This is a genomic window from Peteryoungia wuzhouensis (assembly GCF_003205195.1).
In the GTDB taxonomy this organism is placed as follows: domain Bacteria; phylum Pseudomonadota; class Alphaproteobacteria; order Rhizobiales; family Rhizobiaceae; genus Allorhizobium; species Allorhizobium wuzhouense.
Window position 1 is genome coordinate 889,010 of sequence record NZ_QJRY01000001.1, and the last position, 22,089, is coordinate 911,098.

Annotated in this window: 16 protein-coding genes; 4 read left to right on the plus strand and 12 right to left on the minus strand. The window is 62.2% G+C overall.

Annotated elements, in window-relative coordinates; all coding sequences use genetic code 11:
- Nucleotides 1-13: 13 nt before the first annotated feature.
- The 4 genes from DMY87_RS04435 to DMY87_RS04450 all read right to left on the minus strand — a co-directional run bounded on the left by DMY87_RS04435 (nucleotide 14) and on the right by DMY87_RS04450 (nucleotide 3,584).
- On the minus strand, nucleotides 14-1,279 hold the full coding sequence (locus DMY87_RS04435) for a cysteine desulfurase-like protein (protein ID WP_110790031.1): 1,266 nt from the start codon (nucleotides 1,277-1,279) through the stop codon (nucleotides 14-16).
- 29 nt (nucleotides 1,280-1,308) lie between these two features.
- Nucleotides 1,309-2,052, minus strand: a complete 744-nt coding sequence (locus DMY87_RS04440; RefSeq protein ID WP_110790032.1) for an amino acid ABC transporter ATP-binding protein — start codon at nucleotides 2,050-2,052, stop codon at nucleotides 1,309-1,311.
- Complete coding sequence (locus DMY87_RS04445; protein ID WP_110790033.1) at nucleotides 2,052-2,723, minus strand: amino acid ABC transporter permease; 672 nt, start codon at nucleotides 2,721-2,723, stop codon at nucleotides 2,052-2,054. The genes DMY87_RS04440 and DMY87_RS04445 overlap by 1 nt, the downstream gene beginning before the upstream one ends.
- A 63-nt stretch (nucleotides 2,724-2,786) precedes the next feature.
- On the minus strand, nucleotides 2,787-3,584 hold the full coding sequence (locus tag DMY87_RS04450; RefSeq protein ID WP_110790034.1) for an ABC transporter substrate-binding protein: 798 nt from the start codon (nucleotides 3,582-3,584) through the stop codon (nucleotides 2,787-2,789).
- Nucleotides 3,585-3,743: 159 nt separating this feature from the next.
- Between DMY87_RS04450 and DMY87_RS04455 the strand changes: the two genes are divergently transcribed.
- Nucleotides 3,744-4,442, plus strand: a complete 699-nt coding sequence (locus tag DMY87_RS04455) for a FadR/GntR family transcriptional regulator (RefSeq protein ID WP_110790035.1) — start codon at nucleotides 3,744-3,746, stop codon at nucleotides 4,440-4,442.
- On the opposite strand, the gene DMY87_RS04460 is transcribed toward DMY87_RS04455, so the two are convergent.
- Complete coding sequence (locus DMY87_RS04460) at nucleotides 4,439-5,347, minus strand: hydrogen peroxide-inducible genes activator (RefSeq protein WP_110790036.1); 909 nt, start codon at nucleotides 5,345-5,347, stop codon at nucleotides 4,439-4,441. The genes DMY87_RS04455 and DMY87_RS04460 overlap by 4 nt on opposite strands.
- Nucleotides 5,348-5,588: 241 nt before the next feature.
- Between DMY87_RS04460 and katG the strand changes: the two genes are divergently transcribed.
- Nucleotides 5,589-7,766, plus strand: coding sequence for a catalase/peroxidase HPI (gene katG / locus DMY87_RS04465; RefSeq protein ID WP_110790037.1), 2,178 nt, complete (start codon nucleotides 5,589-5,591; stop codon nucleotides 7,764-7,766).
- Between the two features lie 106 nt (nucleotides 7,767-7,872).
- Here the strand turns inward: katG and DMY87_RS04470 are convergent, their stop codons facing one another.
- From DMY87_RS04470 to mscL, 6 genes are all read right to left on the minus strand, one after another.
- The gene (locus DMY87_RS04470) at nucleotides 7,873-8,985 is read right to left on the minus strand and encodes an ABC transporter permease (RefSeq protein ID WP_110790038.1); all 1,113 of its coding nucleotides are present in this window, start codon (nucleotides 8,983-8,985) and stop codon (nucleotides 7,873-7,875) included.
- A 3-nt stretch (nucleotides 8,986-8,988) separates the two neighbouring features.
- Nucleotides 8,989-11,772 carry a ribosome-associated ATPase/putative transporter RbbA gene (rbbA, locus tag DMY87_RS04475; protein ID WP_110790039.1) on the minus strand — a complete coding sequence of 928 codons (2,784 nt, stop codon included), beginning with the start codon at nucleotides 11,770-11,772 and terminating at the stop codon, nucleotides 8,989-8,991.
- A 1-nt stretch (nucleotide 11,773) separates the two neighbouring features.
- The gene (locus DMY87_RS04480) at nucleotides 11,774-12,844 is read right to left on the minus strand and encodes an HlyD family secretion protein (protein ID WP_110790040.1); all 1,071 of its coding nucleotides are present in this window, start codon (nucleotides 12,842-12,844) and stop codon (nucleotides 11,774-11,776) included.
- Nucleotides 12,845-13,031: 187 nt separating this feature from the next.
- Nucleotides 13,032-14,060, minus strand: a complete 1,029-nt coding sequence (gene galE / locus DMY87_RS04485; protein WP_110790041.1) for a UDP-glucose 4-epimerase GalE — start codon at nucleotides 14,058-14,060, stop codon at nucleotides 13,032-13,034.
- Between the two features lie 178 nt (nucleotides 14,061-14,238).
- Nucleotides 14,239-15,408 (minus strand): pyridoxal phosphate-dependent aminotransferase, encoded by a 1,170-nt coding sequence (locus DMY87_RS04490; protein WP_110790042.1) that lies wholly within the window; start codon nucleotides 15,406-15,408, stop codon nucleotides 14,239-14,241.
- A gap of 141 nt (nucleotides 15,409-15,549) precedes the next feature.
- A complete protein-coding gene (mscL, locus tag DMY87_RS04495; protein ID WP_110790043.1) occupies nucleotides 15,550-15,975 on the minus strand; it encodes a large conductance mechanosensitive channel protein MscL in 426 nt (141 codons plus the stop codon).
- Nucleotides 15,976-16,171: 196 nt separating this feature from the next.
- On the opposite strand from mscL, the gene DMY87_RS04500 reads away from it, so the two are divergent.
- Complete coding sequence (locus tag DMY87_RS04500) at nucleotides 16,172-19,678, plus strand: hybrid sensor histidine kinase/response regulator (protein ID WP_110790044.1); 3,507 nt, start codon at nucleotides 16,172-16,174, stop codon at nucleotides 19,676-19,678.
- Nucleotides 19,679-19,688: 10 nt separating this feature from the next.
- Here the strand turns inward: DMY87_RS04500 and DMY87_RS04505 are convergent, their stop codons facing one another.
- A complete protein-coding gene (locus DMY87_RS04505; protein ID WP_110790045.1) occupies nucleotides 19,689-21,182 on the minus strand; it encodes a pyruvate kinase in 1,494 nt (497 codons plus the stop codon).
- A gap of 157 nt (nucleotides 21,183-21,339) precedes the next feature.
- On the opposite strand from DMY87_RS04505, the gene DMY87_RS04510 reads away from it, so the two are divergent.
- Nucleotides 21,340-22,080 carry a metallophosphoesterase family protein gene (locus DMY87_RS04510; protein ID WP_110790046.1) on the plus strand — a complete coding sequence of 247 codons (741 nt, stop codon included), beginning with the start codon at nucleotides 21,340-21,342 and terminating at the stop codon, nucleotides 22,078-22,080.
- Nucleotides 22,081-22,089 lie beyond the last annotated feature (9 nt).

Consider the following 22,089-nt stretch of genomic DNA (forward strand, 5'->3'; position numbering starts at 1 on the left):
TCTTGCTGACGGTTCAGCTCGCCTTGGCGAGGCCGGCTTCGCCGGAGAGAATTCGGTCGAGGGCTGATGTGAAGCGGTCCACCTCCTCAATCGTGTTGTAATGCACCATCGAGACGCGCAGCATGCCGCCATGGTCGGTTAGGCCGAGATATTCGGCAAGCCGGCGCGAGTGAAAATCGCCGAAACGCATGGCGATCTTCTCCGCATCCATCGCCTTGCAGAGATCGGATGCTTCGCGGCCGTCGAAACGGAAGGCGATCGTCGGCACACGCTGGCTGTCCCGGTTGACGGCCTGTCCGATGATGCGGCAGTCGTTGCGCGAGCGGAGATAGGTGAGAAGCCGCTCGGTCAGGGCATTTTCCTGCGCGGTGATTGCGCCATAGGCGGCCTCAATCTTCGCACGCGTGCTGCCGGTTTCGCCGGCCTGCTCGCCCAGCGTCGTCAGGTAATCGACGATGCCGCAGGTCGAATAGGCCAGTTCGTAGTTCGGATTGCCCGGCTCGAGTTTGCCTGGGACTTTATCCTTGCCGTAGAAGTAGTGGTAGAGCGTGTCGAGTTCGAGCAGCAGGTCATATTTGCCGTACATCAGCGCGTAGTGCGGGCCGTAGGTCTTGTAGAGGCTGAAGACGTAGTAATCGACGTCGAAGGCCTGCACATCGACGGCGCGATGCGGCGCATAGGCGACCGCATCGACGCAGATCTTGGCGCCACGGGCATGGACGAAATCGGCGATTTCGCGGATCGGATTGATCGAGCCCAGGATGTTCGAGCAATGGGTGACGCAGACGAGCTTCGTCCGCTCGCTCATCAGCGGCGCGAGATCGGCGAGGTCGAGCGTCAGGGTTTCCTTGTTGAGCGGCCAGATCTTCAGAACCACGCCGCGTTCCTGAAGCCGGTCCCAGGGGCCGATATTGGATTCATGATCCGCCACCGTGATGACGATCTCGTCGCCGACAGAAAGCTGGCTGTGCATGGCGCGGGCGAGGTTCTGGATGAGCGCGGTCGTCGAATTGCCGAAAACGATCTCTTCCGGACGGCTGGCGTTGACGAGATGCATTGCGGCGGTACGCGCCTCGTAGAGTGCTGCGGCCGCAGCCTGCGACACTTCGTAGGATCCGCCGATCTGGACGTTCTTCTCGTAGAGGAAGGTGTTGATGCGCTCGACGGCGCCTTTCAGGATCTGCGATCCGCCGGCATTGTCGAAGAAGGTCCAGCCGCGGTCGAGGCTGGGAAACTGGCTGCGGACATAGTCGAGGTCGAGCGTTGAAGCGGTGGCCATTCTTGGCGTCCTCCGGATTTTCTTCTTGTTCAGTGTTCGAGGACGGCGCGCAGGAAGCCGCGCGTCCGTTCTTGCCTCGGGGCATCGAAAATTTCAGCCGGTGTGCCGGCCTCCATCAGCCGGCCGCCATCCATGAAGATCACCCGGTCGGCGACCTGGCGGGCAAAGCCCATCTCGTGGGTCACGACGATCATGGTGACGCCCGTGCCGGCGAGCTTGCGCATGACATCCAGCACCTCGCCGACCATTTCCGGATCGAGCGAGGAGGTGGGCTCGTCGAAGAGCAGCACACGTGGTTCCATGGCAAGCGCGCGGGCAATGGCGACGCGCTGCTGCTGGCCGCCGGAGAGCTGGCCCGGGAATTTTTCCGCCTGTTCACCGATACCGACGCGGGCAAGCAATTCGCGGGCCTTGCGTTCGGCTTCGGCCGGGGACGTTCCGCGTACCCGCATCGGCGCCAGCATGACGTTCTTCAAGACCGTCATGTGCGGGAAGAGATTGAAGGACTGGAAGACCATGCCGACTTCGGCCCTGACCTTGGCGAGTGCCGGACCGGGCTCGACGCGGATGCCGTCGACCGTGATCCGGCTCTCCGGATCAAAGGCTTCAAGGTGATTGATGCAGCGGATCAGCGTGGATTTTCCGGAGCCCGAGGGGCCGATGACGCAGACCACCTCACCTTCGGCGATGTCGAGGTCGATGCCGTGCAGCACGGTAAAAGTGCCATAGGCCTTTTTCAGGCCTCTTATAGAAATGAGCGGGGCCTTATCCATCAGCGTTTCCCCCGGCTGAAATGTTTCTCAAGGCGGGCGACGACGGCGACCATGGGCCAGAGCAACGCGATGTAGATCAACGCTGCGCCGATCAGCGGCGTCGGGTTGGCGGCGAGCGCCTGGGCCTGGGTCGCCTGCTTGAGCAGATCCGGCATCGCAACGACTGAGGCGAGCGCCGTATCCTTCATGACATTGATGCAGTTGTTGGTGAGTGGCGGAATGACGATCCGGATCGCCTGGGGCAGGATCACGTCGACCATCGTGTCCTTGTTGGACAGCCCGAGCGCTGCAGACGCCTCGAACTGGCCATGCGGGATTGCCTCGATGCCGGCGCGGAAGATTTCGGCGGTATAGGCGGCCGAGACCAGCGAAAGTGCTGTCACGGCCGAGAGAAATGGCGAGAGGCGGATGCCGACAAAAGGCAATGCGTAGTAGACGACGATCAGCAGCACGAGCAGCGGGATCGAGCGGAAGATGTCGATGTAAATGCGGATCACGAGCTTGATGAAGCCCGGCGCATAGAGCCTGCTGACGGCGAGGAAGAGGCCGCCGACGAGACCGACCAGAATGCTGGTGACGCCGATCTCCAGCGTGACGACCAGCCCCCACAAGAGTTGCGGCAGGCTGTCGATCATGACCTGCAGATTGAAGAAGGTATTGAGAAGTGTCATGCCGCTTTGGCTCCCGTGGCAGACCGGCGGAACATGACTGTTCCGCCGGACGCGTTTCGAGCGTTACTTACCCTTGGGCATATCGAGAACGGCGACCGTCGAGGTCGTGTCTTCGGCCTTGGCGCCGAACCAGGTCTCATGCAGCTTGGCGATGAAACCCTCACCCTTCAGCGTGGTGATGACGGCATTCACTTCGGTTGCGAGCGGGTCGTTCTTGTTGAACATGATCGAATATTTCTCGCCGGTCGGGATGCGCTCGACCACCTTCAGTTCCGGCTTGTCCTTGACGTAGTAGAGAAGCGCCGGGATGTCGGAGATGTAGCCGTCGACGCGGCCGGCGACGAGGTCGAGCATGGCAGGCTGCAGGCCCTCGAAGCGGCGGATCTCGCCGAGCTTGTATTCGTCCTTGTGCGCCTCAGCCCACATGTCGCCGGTGGAGCCGGTATCGACGCCAACGACCTTGCCACCCATGTCCTTGAGGCCGGTAATGCCTGAGGCAGCCGTGACGGTCAGCGACTGGTCGCTGTCATAATAGGGCTGGGCGAAGGTGACCGATTCCAGGCGTTTCTCGGTGATGGTGATCGAGGAGATCGCCATGTTGATGCGGCCGGACTGGACGGCCGGGAAGAGGCCGTTGAACGGCGTGTTGACGAATTCGACTGTCTTGCCGAGGCGCTTGGCAATCTCGTTGACGAGATCGACCTCGAAGCCGGTGACCTTGCCGCTGGCATCTTCGAATTCCCAGGGCACGTTGCCGATATTGGCGCCGACGGTCAAATCGGCAGCGTTCGCGGCCGCCGTGGCAAAGACGCCAAACAGGCCCGCGAGAAGTGTTGTCTTGATGCTCGATGCGCGTGTCATGAGAGTTCCCCTTGTTTTTTGAACATGACTCAATCTACATTTGGTCTAACTGGTCAGACCAGTCAGGCCAAACAAGCATGCTCGTTTCCGCTTGGCAAGGTGGCTTGTGAAAAAATACAATGCCGATGCCAGATGGCACCGGTCGGGAAAAGGAATCGCATGTTCAACAAGACGCTTGTTCCACAATCGGTGGCACGCGAGATCCAGACCATGATTCACTCCGGCCAGTTGAAGGCCGGTGAGAAAATCCCGTCGCAGCGGGAATTCTCGCAGAAGTTCGGCATCAGCCGTGCCTCCTTGCGCGAAGCCCTGCTGACGCTGGAAACCTTGGGCCTGTTGAAGACCGAAGCCGGGCGTGGCACCTTCGTCGTCAAGCCCGCCCAGAGCGCGAGCGGGGCACCGGGCCATATGGCCCCGTGGCGTTATTCCGACAGCTATTCCGTCTTCGATGTATTCCAGACCCGAATTCTGCTGGAAGGCGAGATCGCAAGGCTTGCAGCCGGTCGTCTGACGCAATTGCAGCTTGAGCGGATGGAGCAGGCAACCCGCACCATGGAAGAGTGCTGGGCAAACCAGGACCTGCTTGCCAATGTCGAAGCCGACCTCGACTTTCACGGCACCATTGTCTCCGCCTGCTCGAACGCCATGCTGAAGGCGCTCTACCAGACCGTGCGTGATCAGGTGACGGAAACGCAGCGCCAGCCGATCCCGATCACCGATCCGGAACGCATGCGCGAATCGATCGGCGAACACCGCAAGATCATTGCGGCGCTCCGCGCCAATGACGGCCAAAGGGCGAAGCTGGAGATGGAAACCCATATCCGCAACACGGCCCGCTGTGCCGGACTGGAGCCTTAAGCCACCGCTGCCCGCAGCTCGCCCGCTGCCTGGCGCACGACGTCCGCCACCTCTGTCAGCTGCCGGGCGATCGGGCTCGTCCTGCGCCAGATCATGCCGATGGTGCGCGATGGCTGCGGCTCCTGGAAGCGGGCAACCGAGACGGCGGCCGAGCGCGTCTCGACCGACATGGCGATTTCGGGGATGAGCGTCACGCCGATGCCGGCACCCACCATTTGCACCAGCGTTGTCAGAGAGCTGCCATCAAGGATTTCACGCGGCCGCACCGAGCCCATGTCGCAGAAGGACAGCGCCTGCTCGCGGAAGCAATGTCCTTCCTCAAGAAGCAGAAGGCGCATTTCGCGCAGCATATCCTTGTTCGGCACCGGCTTGGCCTCATCCTCCAGCGGCCTGACCAGCACGAAGCTCTCATCGAACAGCGGGATCTCCTGCATTGATGGCTCGGATATCGGCAGTGCTACAATTGCCGTATCGAGCCGTCCGTCGGCCAGTTCCTGGATGAGCTTGGGCGTCACGGTTTCCCGCACATGGATGTCGAGATCGGCATTGGCGCGGGTCAGGCTGGAGATCATGGCCGGCAGAAGATAGGGCGCAACCGTCGGGATCACGCCGATCCGCAGTCTCCCCACCAGCTGGCGGCGATGGGCGCGGGCGAGATCGCCCAGTTCATCGACCGAGCGCAGGATGTCGCGCACCCGCAGCAGGAATTCTTCACCGAAGGCCGATAGGCGGAGTTGCCTCGCGGAACGCTCGAAAAGTTCGGCGCCGAGCGCTTCCTCAAGGTCCTTGATCTGCACCGAAAGTGCTGGCTGGGAAATCGAACACGCCTCGGCCGCACGGCCAAAATGGCCGTGGCGGGCCAGCGCATCGAAATAGCGCAACTGGCGGAGCGTGAAATTTATCATAACCAAAACCTATGGAACTTATCAGTTTTTCTAACTTACATTAATCGAATCGCTTTGCTAGAACAATTCCAGAAGCTGCCGGCCGGACCGCGATCCTATCGCAATGCGCGGGCCAAATGACCGGCTGCCGGCACTGGCCCCCCGCCTCTTGCCGGCACTTCATCAGGCTGTGACGCTGCCGTGTTTCAACGGATGAAGGCGGCTGCAGCCAGCCACACGCGGGTTCTTCTAGGAGGCAATTATGGATACAATGAGCAACAATGGCGCCGGCAAATGTCCGGTCATGCACGGTTCGAACACCGAAACCGGCTCCACCGTCATGGCCTGGTGGCCGAACGCACTGAACCTCGACATCCTGCACCAGCACGATACGAAGACGAACCCGCTGGGCACGGACTTCGACTATCGCGAAGCCGTGAAGTCGCTCGACGTTTCCGCCCTGAAGGCGGACATGAAGGCTCTCTTCCGTGACAGCCAGGAATGGTGGCCGGCCGACTGGGGTCACTACGGCGGATTGATGATCCGTCTCGCCTGGCACTCCGCCGGCTCGTACCGTCTGGCCGATGGCCGTGGCGGCGGTGGCACCGGCAATATCCGCTTTGCTCCGCTCAATTCCTGGCCCGACAATGCCAGCCTCGACAAGGCCCGCCGCCTGTTGTGGCCGCTGAAGAAGAAGTACGGCAACAAGATCTCCTGGGCCGACCTCATCCTCTTCGCCGGCACCGTCGCCTATGAAGACATGGGTCTGAAAACCTTCGGCTTCGCCTTTGGCCGCCCCGACATCTGGGGTCCGGAAAAGGACGTCTATTGGGGCGCTGAAAAGCAGTGGCTCGCCCCGTCCGACAACCGTTACGACGACGTCACCAAGCCTGACACGATGGAAAACCCGCTTGCCGCCGTGCAGATGGGCCTCATCTACGTCAATCCGGAAGGCGTGAACGGCAAGCCGGACCCGATGGCCACCGCCGCGCAGGTTCGCGAAACCTTCGCCCGCATGGCGATGAACGACGAAGAAACTGCAGCACTCGCCGCTGGCGGCCACACCGTCGGGAAGGCGCATGGCAACGGCAATGCCCAGGCCCTCGGCGTCGAGCCGGAAGCCGGCGAAGTTGAAAACCAGGGCCTCGGTTGGCTCAACCCGAACCAGAACGGCAAGGCAAGCCTCGCTGTCACCTCCGGCATCGAAGGCGCCTGGACGACGAACCCGACCGTATTCGACATGGGCTATTTCGAGCTGCTGTTCGGCTATGACTGGGAACTGACGCACAGCCCTGCTGGCGCCCAGCAGTACCAGCCGGTTGGCATCAAGGAAGAGCATATGCCGGTTGACGCGACCGATCCGTCTGTCCGTCGCATGCCCATGATGACCGATGCCGACATGGCGATGAAGGTCGATCCGGCCTATCGCGCCATCTGCGAAAAGTTCATGGCCGACCCTGAATACTTCAAGGACACGTTTGCCCGCGCCTGGTTCAAGCTGACCCATCGCGACCTTGGCCCGAAGGTTCGCTACATCGGCCCGGAAGCCCCGACAGAAGACCTGATCTGGCAGGATCCGATTCCGGCCGGCCCTGAGAATTTCGACGTCGGCGCCGTCAAGGCGAAGATCGCCGCTTCAGGCCTGTCGGTCTCCGAATTGGTTGCAACCGCCTGGGACAGCGCCCGCACCTATCGCCAGTCCGACATGCGCGGCGGTGCCAATGGCGCCCGCATCCGTCTCGCCCCGCAGCGCGATTGGGAAGGCAATGAGCCGGCCCGTCTCGGCAAGGTGCTGTCGGTTCTTGAACTGATCGCCGCGGAATTCGGCGCCAGCGTCGCAGACGTCATCGTGCTTGCCGGCAATGTCGGCATCGAACAGGCTGCCAAGGCTGCCGGCTACACCGTCGACATTCCCTTCGCCGCCGGTCGTGGGGATGCCACTGCCGAGCAGACCGATGCAGCAAGCTTTGCAGCGCTCGAGCCGCTCGCAGACGGTTTCCGCAACTTCGCCAAGAAGGACTATGTCGTCAGCCCGGAAGAGATGCTTCTCGACCGCGCCCAGCTGATGGGTCTGACGGGTGTGGAAATGACCGTGCTGCTCGGTGGCCTGCGTGTGCTCGGCGCCAATTTCGGCGGCTCCAAGCATGGCGTGTTCACCGACCGCGAAGGCCAGCTGACGACCGACTTCTTCGTCAACCTGACCGACATGGGCTTTACCTGGAAGCCGACGGGCAAGAACTCCTACGACATCTGCGACCGCAAGACCGGCGCCGTGAAGTACACCGCGACCCGCGTCGACCTGGTGTTCGGCTCGAACTCGATCCTGCGCGCCTATGCCGAAGTCTATGCCCAGGACGACAACAGCGAAAAGTTCGTGAAGGACTTCGTTGCCGCCTGGACGAAGGTGATGAACGCGGATCGTTTCGACCTTCAGGCCTGACGCGACCTCATGGACCGGCGCCCCCTTGCGGGTGCCGGTTTCCTCGAAAGCCGGAGATGCCGCCGCGTCTCCGGCTTTTTTGCGTTGAGAGCTGGCCGTTAGAGCCTCAACGCAAGAAGGTGCGAAACCGCTTCAGCGAAAGGGCGAAAAACACGCTGGAAATGGCGACCAGCGCCAAAAGCTGCGGCCAGACCACCGTGATCCCGGCGTCCCGGAACAGCACCGCCTGGGCCAGGATCATGAAATGGGTGTTGGGCGCGAGCGTCATGATCCACTGGATCACTTCCGGCATGCTTTCCCTTGGCGTCATGCCGCCCGAGAGGATCTGCAGAGGCAGGAGCACGAGCATCAGCAGGAGGCCGAACTGCGGCATGGAGCCTGCAACCGTTGCAAGGAAGATGCCCATGCAGGTCGCGGCGACGAGCTGCAAGGCCGCCCCCAGGATGAACAAGAGGATCGATCCATGCAGCGGCACCTGCAAGGCTCCCTCGACCACCACGAGCAACGAGAATATCGTGGCCAGCAGAACGACGAGACCCATCGACCAGATCTTGCTCAGCATGATCTCCGACGGGCTGACCGGCATGACCAGCAGATGCTCGATGGTGCCGTGTTCACGCTCGCGGATGAGGGCGGCGCCGGTCAGGATGATCGACAGCATGGTGACCGCCGAGATGACCTCGTTGACCGACCCGAACCAGCTTTTGTCGAGTTCTGGGTTGAAGCGTGACCGCAGCACGAGATTGGCCGGCACGGTGGTTGTGCCACGGCCACGATCCAGGAAGCTGTTCAGTTCCTTGGTGACGATCTGCTGGATGTAGCCGCCGCCGGTAAAGGCCTGGGTCATGCGTGTCGCGTCGATGTTCAGCTGGATCTGTGATGCCTTGCCTGCCAACAGGTCACGCTGGAAGTTCGGCGGGATATCCAACACGAAAGTATCGAGACCCGAATTCATCCGGTCGTCAATTTCGGCCGGTGTAATCAGCTTGGGCGGGAGGAAATAAGGCGGATAGAAAGCCGCGATGATGCGCTCCGAGACCGGGGACCGATCCTCGTCGACAATGGCGATTGCCGCCTTGTTGAGCGTTTCCGGCTCGGCAGTCGCCGCCGTATAGATGTTCACCGTGAAGGCATAGACGATGAGGAGCATCAGCGCAGGATCTCGGGCGAGACCGCGCAACTCTTTGATGCCGAGTTGAAGGATGGTGGTCAGTCGCATCGTTCACTCCGCCTGCTTCTTGAGGAGAAAGGTCCCTGCGATCAGCAACACCGGCCCGACGATTGCAAGCGCCACCAGCGGCGCCCCCAGATCGGCGAAGCCCAGCGCCTTGGAAAAGACGCCGCGGGAGATCGTGACGAAATGACTTGCGGGATAGATCTGCCCGATCAACGCGCCCGCCCCCTGCAGCGCCGAGACCGGCGACAACATGCCTGAAAACTGCACGGCCGGAATGATCGTGATCAGGGTGGTGCCGAAGATGGCCGCGATCTGGCTTTTCATGAAGCTGGACAAGAGCAGCCCCAGCGCCGTGGACGCGAAAACATAGAGAAACGCGCCGAGAGCAAGGGCCCAGAAATTGCCCGTCAACGGCACCCGGAAGGCAAAGACGGCAAAGGCCGTCAGCATCAGAAAATTCGCGAAGGCGATCGCCAGATAGGGGATCTGCTTGCCGAGCAGGAATTCGAGCCGGGTCACCGGTGTCACGTAGAAATTGGTGATCGAGCCGAGTTCCTTTTCCCGGACGACGCTGAGGACCGACAACATGGCCGGGATCAGCATGAGGAGCAGGGGAATAACGGCGGGCACCATGGCCACAAGGCTTTCGACCCCCGGATTGTAGCGGTAACGCAGCTCCAGTCCAAAGCGTCCGGCGGCTGCATCACCGTAAAGCTCCCGGGCTTTTCGGGTAAGCCAGCCGGCATGCATGCCCTGGACGTAGCCCGATATCGTCTCGGCCCGCATCGGCATGGCTCCGTCGATCCACGCGCCGATTTCGACGGCAGGCCCGCCCCTTTCAAGATTGCGCCCGAAACCGGGGGGGATTTCGATGGCGAGGCTGATTTCACCGGAACGCATGCGCCGGTCGAGCTCGGCATAGTCGGAGATCGGCGGTCGTTCGATGAAGTAACGCGAACCTGAGATCTCGGCGATGTATTCGCGACTGAGCACCGTGTCGTCGCGGTCAAGCGTGGCGAAGGTGAGGTTTTCGACATCCAGATTGATGCCATAGCCGACGACGAACATCAGGATCAGGCTGCCGACCATGGCAAGTGTCGCTCGGATGGGATCGCGGCGCAGCTCCAGCGCCTCGCGGCGGCTGAAGGCGAGGAGACGACGACGGTCGATGAGCGGCCTCCTCTTGGGGGAAGCCGGCGACAGAGATGGTGCTGGCGCTTGTGCCGTTTCGGCGATCTCTTCGTCAAAGCCGGCGGTGGGGGCCACCGTTTCGCCGATCGCCTGTTCAAGGTAGCCGATGAAGGCTTCTTCAAGACTTCCTGCCGTCCGGCTCGCGATGATGGCCTTCGGCGTGTCCGTCACCAGCACCCGGCCGGCATGCATCAGGGATATCCGATCGCAGAGCTCCGCCTCGTTCATGAAATGGGTCGAGACAAAGATGGTGACATTGTCACGCCGGGACAGGTCGGCCAGGATCTGCCAGAAATCGTCACGGGCGACAGGATCAACGCCCGAGGTCGGCTCGTCGAGGATCAGGATGTCGGGCCGATGGATCAGCGCGACCGCCAGCGACAGGCGTTGGCGAACACCGAGCGGAAGGCTGTCGGGCAATTCGTCGATCACAGGGGTCAGCCCGAAACGGTCTGTCAGTTCCGCGATCCGCGGTGCAATCTCGGCTTCCGCCATGCCGAACAGCCGACCATGCAGATCGAGGTTCTGGCGAACGGTGAGCTCGCCGTAGAGCGAAAACGCCTGGCTCATGTAACCGACACGGCGGCGGATGCTGATGTCCTTCGGGTCAACAGGGTGACCGAAGACCTCCGCTTTGCCCTCGCTTGCCGCGAGCAGGCCCGTCAGCATCTTCATCGTCGTGGTTTTGCCGCAGCCGTTCGAGCCGAGAAAGCCGAAGATCTCACCACGCGGGATCTCGAAACTGACATTGTCGACCGCCGTGAAATCGCCGAAGCGCATGGTCAGGTGCTCGGCCCGGATTGCTGTCTCAACCGCCCCGGTGCTGGACCTCGGTGGGATCGACAGGACCTCGTGCCGGCCTCGTTTTTCTTCCGGGAGAAGTGCGATGAAGGCCGCGTCGAGATTGGTCGTCTGCGTTCGGGCGAGCAGGTCGGCCGGCGCGCCTGTCGCCAGAACCCGGCCGTCATCCATCGCGACCAGCCAGTCGAAACGCGCCGCCTCCTCCATGTAGGCGGTGGCGACGATCACGCTCATGCCGGGACGGCCGGCACGGATATCGTCGATCAACTGCCAGAATTGCCGGCGCGACAAGGGGTCGACACCGGTGGTCGGCTCGTCAAGAATCAGCAGATCGGGATCGTGAATGAGGGCGCAGCACAGGCCAAGCTTCTGTTTCATGCCACCGGACAGCTTGCCGGCCGGGCGGTCGGAAAAGGGCGCCAGCCCCGTCGCCTTCAGCAGACCGCGAATTCGTCGCTCCCGCTCATGCCGGTCCTGGCCGAAAATGCGTCCGAAGAATTCGACATTCTCGAAAACGGAAAGCGTGGGATAGAGGTTCTTGCCCAGACCCTGTGGCATGTAGGCGATGCGCGGGCAGCTGTCGCGGCGATGTTTCGCGTTGGCCATATCGCCGCCAAGGACCTCTACACGGCCCGACTGGATAACGCGAGCCCCCGCCACCAGCGAGAGCAGGCTTGATTTTCCGACGCCGTCCGGACCAATCAGGCCGACCATCACGCCAGCGGGCAGGTCGAGGGTGACTGATCTCAGAGCCGGCGTCTTGCCATAAGCGAGGCTCACGCCACCGAGGCGCACCACGGGGCTTTGCCCCGCGTCACTGCGCGATAAGGCTTCCATGTCACTTCACCAGCGTGCTGGTGAGGGCTTCCGGCCAGGGCGCCTTCGGGTCGAGATTGACATAGGCCACCCCGGGCAGCCCGGTCTTCACCTGGTGGATGTATTTCTTCAGCAGTTCCTTCGGGATCGTCGCCTTGACGCGGAACATCAGCTTCTGACGCTCCTCATCCGTCTCCACCGTCTTCGGGGTGAATTGCGCAACATCGGCGACGAAACTGACGCGGGCGGGGATCGTGTAGTTCGGCACCGCATCGAGAACGATCCGTGCCTCGCTCTCCAGCGCGATCCGTCCGACTTCGGCAGTGGGAAGGAAGAAGGACATATAGACGTCGGCGAGATCCACCATGTTCAACACGCGGCCACCGGCGGCCAGAACTTCACCCGGCTGGGCAACACGGTACTGAACGCGGCCGTCGCGCGGCGCACGCAGGACGCTGTCGGCAATGTCTGCACCGACCTTCTCGATGACCGCCGCCGCCACATCAACTGCCGCCTCGGCATTGACAATCTGTGCCTTTGCCGCGCTGATCGCAGCGTCTGAGGCCGCCACCTGGGCCTTGGCAGCGGCGAGCGCGGCCTTGGCACTGGCCACGTTCGCCCGATCGTCGTCCACCGCCTGCTGGCTGGTCGTGTTGCTCTGGATCAGCCGCTCCGCCCGCGCAAGCTTGATGGACGCCGCGTCGAGTTGGGCCTCGCGCTGGTCGACGGTCGCCACCGCGGCCGCCCGTTCGGCTTCGCGCTGAGCAACGAGGCTCCTGGCCGTTTCGACGCCGATCTCTGCCCGGCGCCGTTCGGCCTCGGCCTGGCGAAGACCGGCCTGTAACTGGTCGGTGTCCATCTGCGCAAGGGTCTGGCCGGCGGTGACGAAATCGCCTTCTCCGACCAGGATCTCCTTCACCCGGCCGCCGCCCTTGGCCGCAATGTCGATTTCCACCGCTTCGATGCGGCCATTGCCGCTGGCGATATTGTCTGGCAGTCCGTCGCCGGCATAGGTCTTCCAGCCGTAGTAGGCACCACCTGCCACTGCGACAATCACCACTGCAGCCAACAATCCGCCCTGTCGCATCGCCATCTCGTCTCTCCGCAACACAATACGCCTTGCCCAATCAGCGGCCGGCGCTTCCGTGTGCAGTGATAGGACTGCGGCGCAGCATTGATCTTGATTCAAATCAAGAAATGACAGCCGCAGGCAACCGACAGACAGAAAACACCGCCCCGACGAAGCGGGGCGGTGCTCTTCTGGCGCAACGAACTGTGTATCAGAACCCGATGGCGAGCTTGCGAAGATCCTTGATATCCGGGGCCGCCATCGCTTCGAGATGCCGCTCCCATGCCAGCGCCGTCTCGACGATCACGTCGAGATCGTCATATCTCGGCTGCCAGTCCAGGACCGTGCGTGCCAAGGTGGAATCCGCGACCACGAGACCTGCGTCGCCCGGGCGGCGATCGGTATAGTCGACTTCGAAGGTCCGGTTCGTCGCGCGCTGAACCGCATCGATGATGTCGAGCACGGAATAGCCACGCCCATAGCCGCAATTGGCAACCAGAGGACCGCCGCCCTTGCGCAGGTAGCAGAGGGCACGCAGATGCGCATCGACGAGATCGTTGACGTGGATGTAGTCGCGCACGCCAGTGCCATCGGGCGTATCGTAGTCCGTTCCGAAGACGGACATCGACTTGCGCCGGCCAAGCGCGGCCTCACAGGCGACCTTGAGCAAGTGGGTCGCTCCGATGGCCGAATTGCCACTACGCCCCTTCACATCGGCGCCGGCCACGTTGAAATAGCGCAGGGCGACATAGTTGAGACCATGCGACCGGGCCGTATCCTTGAGCATCTGTTCGCTCATCATCTTCGACTGGCCATAAGGCGTCTCGGGCCTGAGGGGTGCGTCCTCGCGGATCGGAAGCGAGGTGTCGGGCGTGCCGTAGACGGCCGCAGTCGAGGAGAAGATAATCTTGTCGATGCCCGCCTTCACGGCGGCTGCGAGGAGGCGATGGGTGTTGCCGGTGTTGTTTTCGTAATAACCGAGCGGATCCGCAATGGAATCCGGCACCACGATCGAACCGGCGAAATGGATGATGGCCTCGATGTCGTTTTCCGCGAAGACATGCTTCAAGACCGATGGCTTGCCGATGTCACCGAGATAGAAACGCGCCTGCGGGGGCACGGCCCAACGAAAGCCCGTCGAGAGCCGATCGACGACCACGACCTCTTCGCCCGCATCCAGCAAAGCCCAGACCATGTGGCTGCCGATATAGCCGGCGCCGCCGGTTACCAAGATCGCCATGATTTTCTTCCCGCATTTTCTTATGGGGAAGACTGAAGCACGCCTTATCTTTCCGAGTGCTTATCAAGCGGCCTCAAGTGATTGAAACTGATTGCATTTTACGAGTTTTGCTGAAAGACAGGTAAATGCATTTACTCGCATTTTATGCAGTTTCCACCCTTCGACCAATGCCGGCGGCTCATAACGCCTTGATGAAGCCGGCGAGCCGGTCTGCCGCATCCTCGATATGTGCCGGATTGCGCAGGAAACAGGCTCGCAGGAACGGCAGACCGCCCTCGCCAAAAGCCGTTCCCGGCGCCAGACCGACACCCGTCCGGTCGACGATGTCGAGCGCTGCCTGTCGGCTGTCGGTAATGCCGTCGATCTTCAGAAAGGCGTAGAGAGCGCCCTCGGGTTTCAACGTCTCGACCCGATTTGTGGCAATGAGGGCATCGCACAGGATGTCACGCGACGCGGTTGCGCGGACAATGTTCTGACGGACGAACTCGTCGCCTTCGTCAAGCGCCACGACCGCGCCGCGCTGCATGAATTGCGCAACGCCTGACGTCGAATACTGAATGAGGTTTTCGAGCACCTGCCCAAGCTCCGGCGGGGCTACGATCCAGCCGACACGCCAGCCGGTCATCGACCAGTTTTTCGAGAAGGAATTGGCGAAGACCACCCGGTCGCCCTCTTCCATGACGTCAAGGAAAGATGGAGCGCGTTCGGCGCCACCGTAATAATAAAGCGCGTAGATTTCGTCAGCGAGTATCCAGATCCCATGGCGCCGGGCGATATCGAGAATCGCCTTCAGATCCTCGCGGGTGGCGGTCCAGCCCGTCGGGTTCGAAGGCGTGTTGATGAACAGCGCACGGGTCTTGGGCGTGATGGTCTTTTCCAGCCGGTCGAGATCCAGAACCCAGCGTCCCTCCGCGAAGGTCAGCGGCAGGCCGACCGACCTGCCGCCGGCCAGATCGATGGCGGCAACGATGTTCGGCCAGCAGGGCGAGAGATAGATCATCTCATCACCCGGCGAGGTCAGCGCCTGGACGGCGAGCGCAATCGCCTGCATGCCGGAGCCGGTTGCGTAGAAGCACTCGGCCGGCAGATCGACCGCGAAATGGCGCTGGTAATAACGGGACAATGCCTGGCGCAGTTCGGGAATGCCACGCTGCCAGGTGTAAAAGGTCTCGCCGCCGAGAAGCGCTTCACTGGCCGCGCGATTGATGAAGTCCGGCGTCGGCAGATCGCCCTCGCCCGCCCAGAGCGGCAAGAGGCCATCGCGACCGCGCGCATAATTGATGATCTCGACGATGCCGCTTTCAGGGGCTGCGAGGGCGCGCGGGCTCAGGCTTTCCAGCAAAGACATGCGGTGGGCTCTCCTTGAATCGAAGTGCCCTGTCTAACCGATCCCCGGGCAAAAATCCCATGATATTCCGTGAGGAAGGGATCGATCCGGGTGATGGATGAGCGCGGCCGGGACGCGATCCCGACCGCATTCTGCCTTCGGTCAGCGGCTCTTCAGGAGATCGCGGATTTCGGTCAGCAGCTGGATATCGGCCGGCGGCGGGGCAGCGTCGGCAACCTTCTGCTCCTCCTTCTCGAGCGACTTGCGCAGCGTGTTCACGCCCTTGACCATCAGGAAGATGATCCAGGCAAGGATCAGGAAGTTGATGACCACGGTGATGAAGTTGCCATAGGCAAAGACGGCGCCCTGCTCGCGGGCGGCCGCGAGCGAGGTGGCCGTCACCTTGCTGCTCAGCGCGATGAAGTAGTTGGAAAAATCGAAACCGCCGAACACCACGCCGACGACGGGCATGACGATGTCCTGAACCAGAGAATTGACGATCAGGCCGAAGGCCCCGCCGATGATCACACCGACAGCAAGGTCCATGACGTTGCCGCGTGCAATGAATGTCTTGAATTCGTTCAGCATACCCTGCTCCTTTGTCCTGCCATCTCAACCGCCGTCCCCGACAGTCCGAGCCATGGTTAATGAAAATTCGTCCATTCGGAAATGGTGATTTTCGACCTTTTGCGATTTCTCTTCGACTTTAGATCAACGGCCGGGACGATTTCAAAATCTGAAGACTTCCCCTAGAGTTGGCCCAGGGTACGACGAGGAGGAAAGCGTGCTCCCAGGCTGGATCATCGTTGTCGCGGCACTCGGCTATCTGCTGTTCCTGTTTGCCGTGGCAAGCTATGGAGACCGCAAGTCGAAGATATCAGGCGTGCCGGCCGGTGGCCGGCCCATGGTCTATGCCTTGAGCCTTGCCGTCTACTGCACGTCCTGGACCTATTTCGGCGGCGTGGGTCTGGCGGCCGAGCGGGGCCTCGAATTCATGGCGATCTATATCGGGCCGATCCTGATGTATACGCTCGGCATGCCGATCCTCAGGCGCATCGTCGAGCTTGCCAAGACCGAGAAGATCACCTCCGGCGCCGACTTCGTCGCCGCCCGCTACGGCAAGAACCCGATCGTCGGCCTGCTCGTCACCATCATCTATCTCGTCGGGATCATCCCCTATATCGCGCTTCAGCTGAAGGCGGTCTCAAGCTCTGTTGCGGCGGTCATGGACCCCTCCGCTTACGGGATCGGTACGGGCAATCTCTATTTCATCGACCTGCCGCTGATCGTCGCCTTCCTACTCGCCTGCTTCGCCGTCGTCTTCGGCACCCGCCACACGGATGCGACCGAGCATCAGGACGGCCTGATCCTTGCCATCGCGATGGAATCCGTGGTCAAGCTCGTCGCCTTTTTCACGCTCGGCATTTTCGTCGTCTACACGATGTTCGATGGCCCGGCGGATCTCTGGCAGCGGGCGACGCAGAGCGCTGACGTCATGGCAGCCCTGTCGCACCAGACACCCGCCAGCCGCTGGATTCTGCTGATCCTGCTCTCGGCCTTTGCCATCATCATGTTGCCACGGCAATTCCATGTGACCGTGGTCGAGAACCGGACGCCGCGCGAATTGAAGCTCGCCGGCATCCTGATGCCGCTCTATCTGATCGCCATCAACATCTTCGTGCTGCCGACCGCGATCGGCGGCATCATGACCTTCGGCGGCACTGGCGATGCCGACCTTTATGTGCTGTCGCTGCCGCTCGAGGCCGGCAACGGCCTGGTTACACTGATCACCTTCATCGGGGGCTTTTCGGCAGCCACCGCCATGGTCATCGTCGCGTCCGTTGCGCTCGCCATCATGATCTCGAACGACATGGTTCTTCCGATCTTCCTGCGCCAGCGGCTGCTTGGGCGACCCAGCCAGCGGGAAGACTTCGCCAAGACGCTTCTGCATATCCGCCGCACGGCTATCTTCGGCGTGTTGGCGCTGGGTTATGTCTATTTCCGTTCTGCCGACAACACGACGGGCCTCGCGAAAATCGGCCTCCTTTCCTTTGCCGCCATCGCCCAGATCGCGCCCGCCATGTTCGGCGGATTGATCTGGCGGCGGGCCAATGCACGCGGCGCGATTGCGGGCCTGACGACGGGCTTCCTCGTCTGGGCCTATCTGCTCTTCCTGCCGAGCCTCGGTGCGACCGACCATTCCTGGATCGCCTCCAGCGTCCTCGGTTTCCTGCTGCCCGGCCTCTCGATGTTCGAGCCGCGCTATGCCGACCCGCTGGTCAATGCGACGATCTTCAGTTTGCTGATCAATACGCTCGCCTTCGTCGTCGGCTCGCTCAGCCGCAATCCACGCCCGGTCGAGCGCATCCAGTCGGCGATCTTCATCAAGCGCCAGCCGCGCTCCAACTTCGCCACGCGCGGCTGGAAGACCAGCGTCGCCGTCGGCGATCTCAAGGCCGCCATCGCGCGTTACCTGGGCAACGAGCGGATGGAGCGTTCCTTCCGCTCCTATGAGCAGGCGGCGGGCCGCAAGCTTGCCGATGACAGCCCGGCGGACATGGCCTTCATCCATTTCTCCGAACAGCTGCTCGGCAGCGCGATCGGCTCGTCCTCGGCCCGCCTCGTGCTGTCGCTGATCCTGCAAAAGGCAGAGGACCCGTCCGCCGATACCGTCTGGCTGCTCGACCAGGCTTCGGAAGCCCTTCAATACAATCAGGACATGCTGCAGACCGCCCTTGCCCAGATGGAGCAGGGCATTGCGGTTTTCGACGCCTCCGATCGGCTGACGATCTGGAACCGCCGCTTCCGCAGCCTGCTCGACCTGCCCGAACATGTGGGTCAGGTCGGTTTTCCGCTCGCCGACATGATCGCGATCCTGGCCCAGCGGGGCGACGTGGCAACAACAGACGTCGCCTCCGTCATTCACGGCTTCCACCAATTCGATCATCCCTTCCAGATGGTGTTGTCGGGCGGAAACAGGATCATTGAAGTCCGCTGCAATCTGATGCCGGACAAGGGTCTGGTCGCGACCTTCAGCGACATCACGGCCCGCGTCGAGGCCGATCAGGCGCTGAAACAGGCAAACGAGACGCTGGAGCAGCGCGTCAGCGAACGCACCGCCGAACTCACCCGCGTCAACCATGCACTGGCCGAAGCCCGTGCAGCCGCTGACGAGGCGAATATCGGCAAGACACGCTTCTTTGCCGCCGCCGGCCACGATATCCTGCAGCCGCTCAATGCGGCGCGCCTCTATTCCTCGTCGCTGGTCGAACGGCTGGGGGATTCGGAAAACAGTGCTCTGGTCGAAAACATCGATTCCGCGCTGGAATCGGTGGAAGCCATTCTCGGCGCCGTGCTCGACATATCGCGGCTCGATACAGGCGCGATGAAACCGCGCTTCTCCAGCGTGCCGCTCAACGGTCTGTTGCAGAAGATCGAGACCGACTTCGCCCCGATGGCGCGCGAAAAGAACCTCAAGCTCGTGGTGATGCCGACGCGCTTTTCGGTGCGTTCGGATCCAACCCTGCTGCGTCGCCTGATCCAGAATCTCGTGTCGAATGCGATCAAATACACGCCTTCCGGCCGGATCGTGGTCGGCGCGCGGCGGCAGGGCGACAAGGTGGTGATCCAGGTCACCGATTCCGGCATCGGCATTCCGTCATCGAAATTCCGGACGGTCTTCAAGGAATTCGCCCGCCTGGAAGAAGGCATGCGCACAGCGTCTGGCCTTGGCCTCGGCCTGTCGATTGTAGACCGCATCGCGCGCGTGCTGCATCATCCGGTGGAACTGGCCTCGAAGCCGGGCAAAGGCACGACCTTCAAGGTGTCCATGCCGCTTGATGTCGCGAAGCCTGCTTCCGAGGGTGTGGTGAAACTGCCGGCCGATAGCCGCGCAACACCTTCGCTCATCGGTTTCCGCGTGCTGTGCATCGACAACGAGCCGAAGATCCTGGAAGGCATGCAGCTGCTGATTTCCGGCTGGGGCTGTGACGTCCTGTGCGCCGGTTCGATCGCCGAAATGGATGCGGCTGTCGACAACACGCCCGCCCCGGACCTCGTCATTGCCGACTACCATCTCGGCGACGGTAGTGGTGTCGGCGCGATCCTGCGGCTGCGGGCACTCACCAAGTCTGATATTCCAGCCCTTCTGATCACGGCCGATCGTTCGGCAGAGGTCCGCGCCGAAGCCGAGCGTCACTCGATCACGCTGCAGCACAAACCGGTGCGCCCGGCGGCGCTCCGAGCCTTCATGACCCAGATCTCATCCCAGCGCCGGGCGGCTGCGGAGTAGACGCAAAGCCTTACCAGCTCTTCAGCGCGCGCAGCGTAGGGGTCTTCTTGAACAGATGTCCATCCATGCGGCCGAGCAGGCGATCGAGCAGCGAGACGGCATCGACGATCGCGGGTCCCTTGTTCAGCATCACGCATTCCGCCCTTGCGGCCATGGCCGCATCTGTCATTTCGCCCCGTGTCGGGATGCCTTCCTTGACCATGTCCTCCAGCACCTGGGTCGCCCAGATGCAGGGAACGGAGGCTGCCTCACAGAGCCAGAGGATTTCCTCCTGCATCTCCGCCAGCCTTTCGAACCCGATCTCCGCGGCGAGGTCGCCACGTGCAATCATGACGCCGAAGGCACCCCGTCTGCGGGCTCTTGCGATCAAGCCAGGCAGGTTGGTCAGCGCCAGCGGCTGCTCTATCTTGGCAATCAGGCCGAGCGGCCGGTCGCCTTGCCCTCGGCGGGCGAGGACCTCATCGAGAAGGTCGATATCCTCGGGACGGCTGACGAAGGAATAGCCGATCAGATCGGCGCATTCGATGACGGTTTCGAGATCGGTCTCGTCCTTGGCAGTCAGCGGAGAAAGGCCCAAGGCGGTATCGGGCAGATTGACGCCCTTTTCCGGCTTCAGCTTTGTGCCACCCGCCTTGGTGCGTTTCACCACGACCACGGCTTCTCCGGCCGCGACACTCTCCACCACTGCTTCCAGCTTCCCATCATCATAACGCAGCCGGTCGCCGACCGTGAGCCGTGTCACCATTTCCGGCAACGAGACCGTGGCGGAAAAACGGACGGTCTCGTCAAGGTACGGTTCACCCTCGGCCACCAGGCGCAGCCGGTCGCCCACCTGCAGGCGCGCCTTCTTCTCGGCAGTTGCCACAGCCTCGGTCCGGATCTTCGGTCCCGCGACATCCATCAGAACCTTGATGTCGCGCCCGACCACCTTTCCGGCCTGGCGCACATAGGCCGTCATGGCCCGCCAGATTTCAGGGCCGTCATGGGCGCAGTTGATTCGGGCGACATCCATGCCGGCCCGGGCAAGGTCGAGGATCATGTCAGGTCCGTCACCCGCCGTGCCCGGCAGTGTCACCATGATGCGGGTACGCCGGCCCGCGCCGCGCATTCCGAGCAGGTCGGCGGTCGCTTCGGTCAGGCGCGCCTCGCCTGCGAAGAAGGCGCTTTCCTCGGGGGCGTGATGCAGATCCTGGCGGCCACCCGCCAATGCGGCCAGCGCCTGCAGCACGGCATCGATCGTCGGGAGCACCCTGCCTTCAAGGCGCCCCATGGAGGATAGGCCGAGCGTCATCAGGCGCCGCTGCAGGGGGCGAATGTCATGATGGCGCAGAGCCAGATAGTGGCAAAGATTGTCGATCGCCGGGTCTTCCACAGAACTTCCCTCGGCACCGATCGCGATCTTCCGTTGTTCGGCATCGTCGACGATTTGCGCCCGGAGCGCAAGAAGCTCCTCGAGGGCTGCAGCGGCACGTAAGGCGGGCACATTGGCGGCTGTAATGGTCATGACGTAACTGTTCCGGCTGATCCTACCGGTACGCTACACCGACAATCTTGACGGGCACGTGACATCAATCAAGCCTTCGCCTTCCGGCGAATAGCCGCGGGCACCGAAGCGCTCTATGCTGCCACCATCCAACGCAGCTGGGAGGGCTGACGAGGGCATGAATATCGCAATTTTGTCCGACATCCACGGCAACCGGCAGGCGTTTGAGACCGTGCTTGCCGATGCCCGCGCGCGCGGCGCCGACCGCTTCGTCATTCTCGGCGATATCGTCGGTTACGGCGGCGACCCGACATGGTGCGTGGAGACCTGCATGGACATGGTCGCCGAGGGCGCCATTGCCGTGCGTGGCAACCACGATCAGGCGATCAGCGATCCCTCCTATGCGATGAACGCGTCTGCCGGCATCGCGATCGACTGGACCCGCATCACGCTCGAGCCGAGACATCGCGACTTTCTCGCACGCCTGCCGGTCTCCGTCACCGACGAGGATCGGCTCTATGTGCATGCAGAAGGCTCGGCACCGGCGCGTTTCACCTATGTGAACGATCGCAGCGATGCGGATGCGCATTTCAAGGGGTGCAGCGCACGGCTCAGCTTTTGCGGGCATGTGCATGCGCCGGCTCTCTATGGTCTCGGTCTGGGCGGCAAGGTCACGACCTTCGTTCCAACCTCCGATATCGGCATTCCCGTCGGTCCCCCACGACGCTGGCTTGCGGTCGTCGGATCCGTCGGCCAGCCACGCGACGGCAATCCGGCGGCGGCCTGGGCGCTCTACGACACAGGGGCGTGCGAGCTTTCCTTCCGCTGGACTGCCTATGACATCGACGGTGCGGCAACCGCCATCCGCGCCGCCTCATTGCCGGAAGGGCTTGCCCAACGGCTTTACCGGGGACGTTAAGGGGAGCGG

What these genes read in the sequence shown, in the direction of transcription:
- DMY87_RS04435 (WP_110790031.1), bottom strand. Translation starts at nt 1,279, where the DNA reads ATGGCCACCGCTTCAACGCTCGACCTCGACTATGTCCGCAGCCAGTTT.
- DMY87_RS04440 (WP_110790032.1), bottom strand. Translation starts at nt 2,052, where the DNA reads ATGGATAAGGCCCCGCTCATTTCTATAAGAGGCCTGAAAAAGGCCTAT.
- DMY87_RS04445 (WP_110790033.1), bottom strand. Translation starts at nt 2,723, where the DNA reads ATGACACTTCTCAATACCTTCTTCAATCTGCAGGTCATGATCGACAGC.
- DMY87_RS04450 (WP_110790034.1), bottom strand. Translation starts at nt 3,584, where the DNA reads ATGACACGCGCATCGAGCATCAAGACAACACTTCTCGCGGGCCTGTTT.
- DMY87_RS04455 (WP_110790035.1), top strand. Translation starts at nt 3,744, where the DNA reads ATGTTCAACAAGACGCTTGTTCCACAATCGGTGGCACGCGAGATCCAG.
- DMY87_RS04460 (WP_110790036.1), bottom strand. Translation starts at nt 5,347, where the DNA reads ATGATAAATTTCACGCTCCGCCAGTTGCGCTATTTCGATGCGCTGGCC.
- katG (WP_110790037.1), top strand. Translation starts at nt 5,589, where the DNA reads ATGGATACAATGAGCAACAATGGCGCCGGCAAATGTCCGGTCATGCAC.
- DMY87_RS04470 (WP_110790038.1), bottom strand. Translation starts at nt 8,985, where the DNA reads ATGCGACTGACCACCATCCTTCAACTCGGCATCAAAGAGTTGCGCGGT.
- rbbA (WP_110790039.1), bottom strand. Translation starts at nt 11,772, where the DNA reads ATGGAAGCCTTATCGCGCAGTGACGCGGGGCAAAGCCCCGTGGTGCGC.
- DMY87_RS04480 (WP_110790040.1), bottom strand. Translation starts at nt 12,844, where the DNA reads ATGGCGATGCGACAGGGCGGATTGTTGGCTGCAGTGGTGATTGTCGCA.
- galE (WP_110790041.1), bottom strand. Translation starts at nt 14,060, where the DNA reads ATGGCGATCTTGGTAACCGGCGGCGCCGGCTATATCGGCAGCCACATG.
- DMY87_RS04490 (WP_110790042.1), bottom strand. Translation starts at nt 15,408, where the DNA reads ATGTCTTTGCTGGAAAGCCTGAGCCCGCGCGCCCTCGCAGCCCCTGAA.
- mscL (WP_110790043.1), bottom strand. Translation starts at nt 15,975, where the DNA reads ATGCTGAACGAATTCAAGACATTCATTGCACGCGGCAACGTCATGGAC.
- DMY87_RS04505 (WP_110790045.1), bottom strand. Translation starts at nt 21,182, where the DNA reads ATGACCATTACAGCCGCCAATGTGCCCGCCTTACGTGCCGCTGCAGCC.
- DMY87_RS04510 (WP_110790046.1), top strand. Translation starts at nt 21,340, where the DNA reads ATGAATATCGCAATTTTGTCCGACATCCACGGCAACCGGCAGGCGTTT.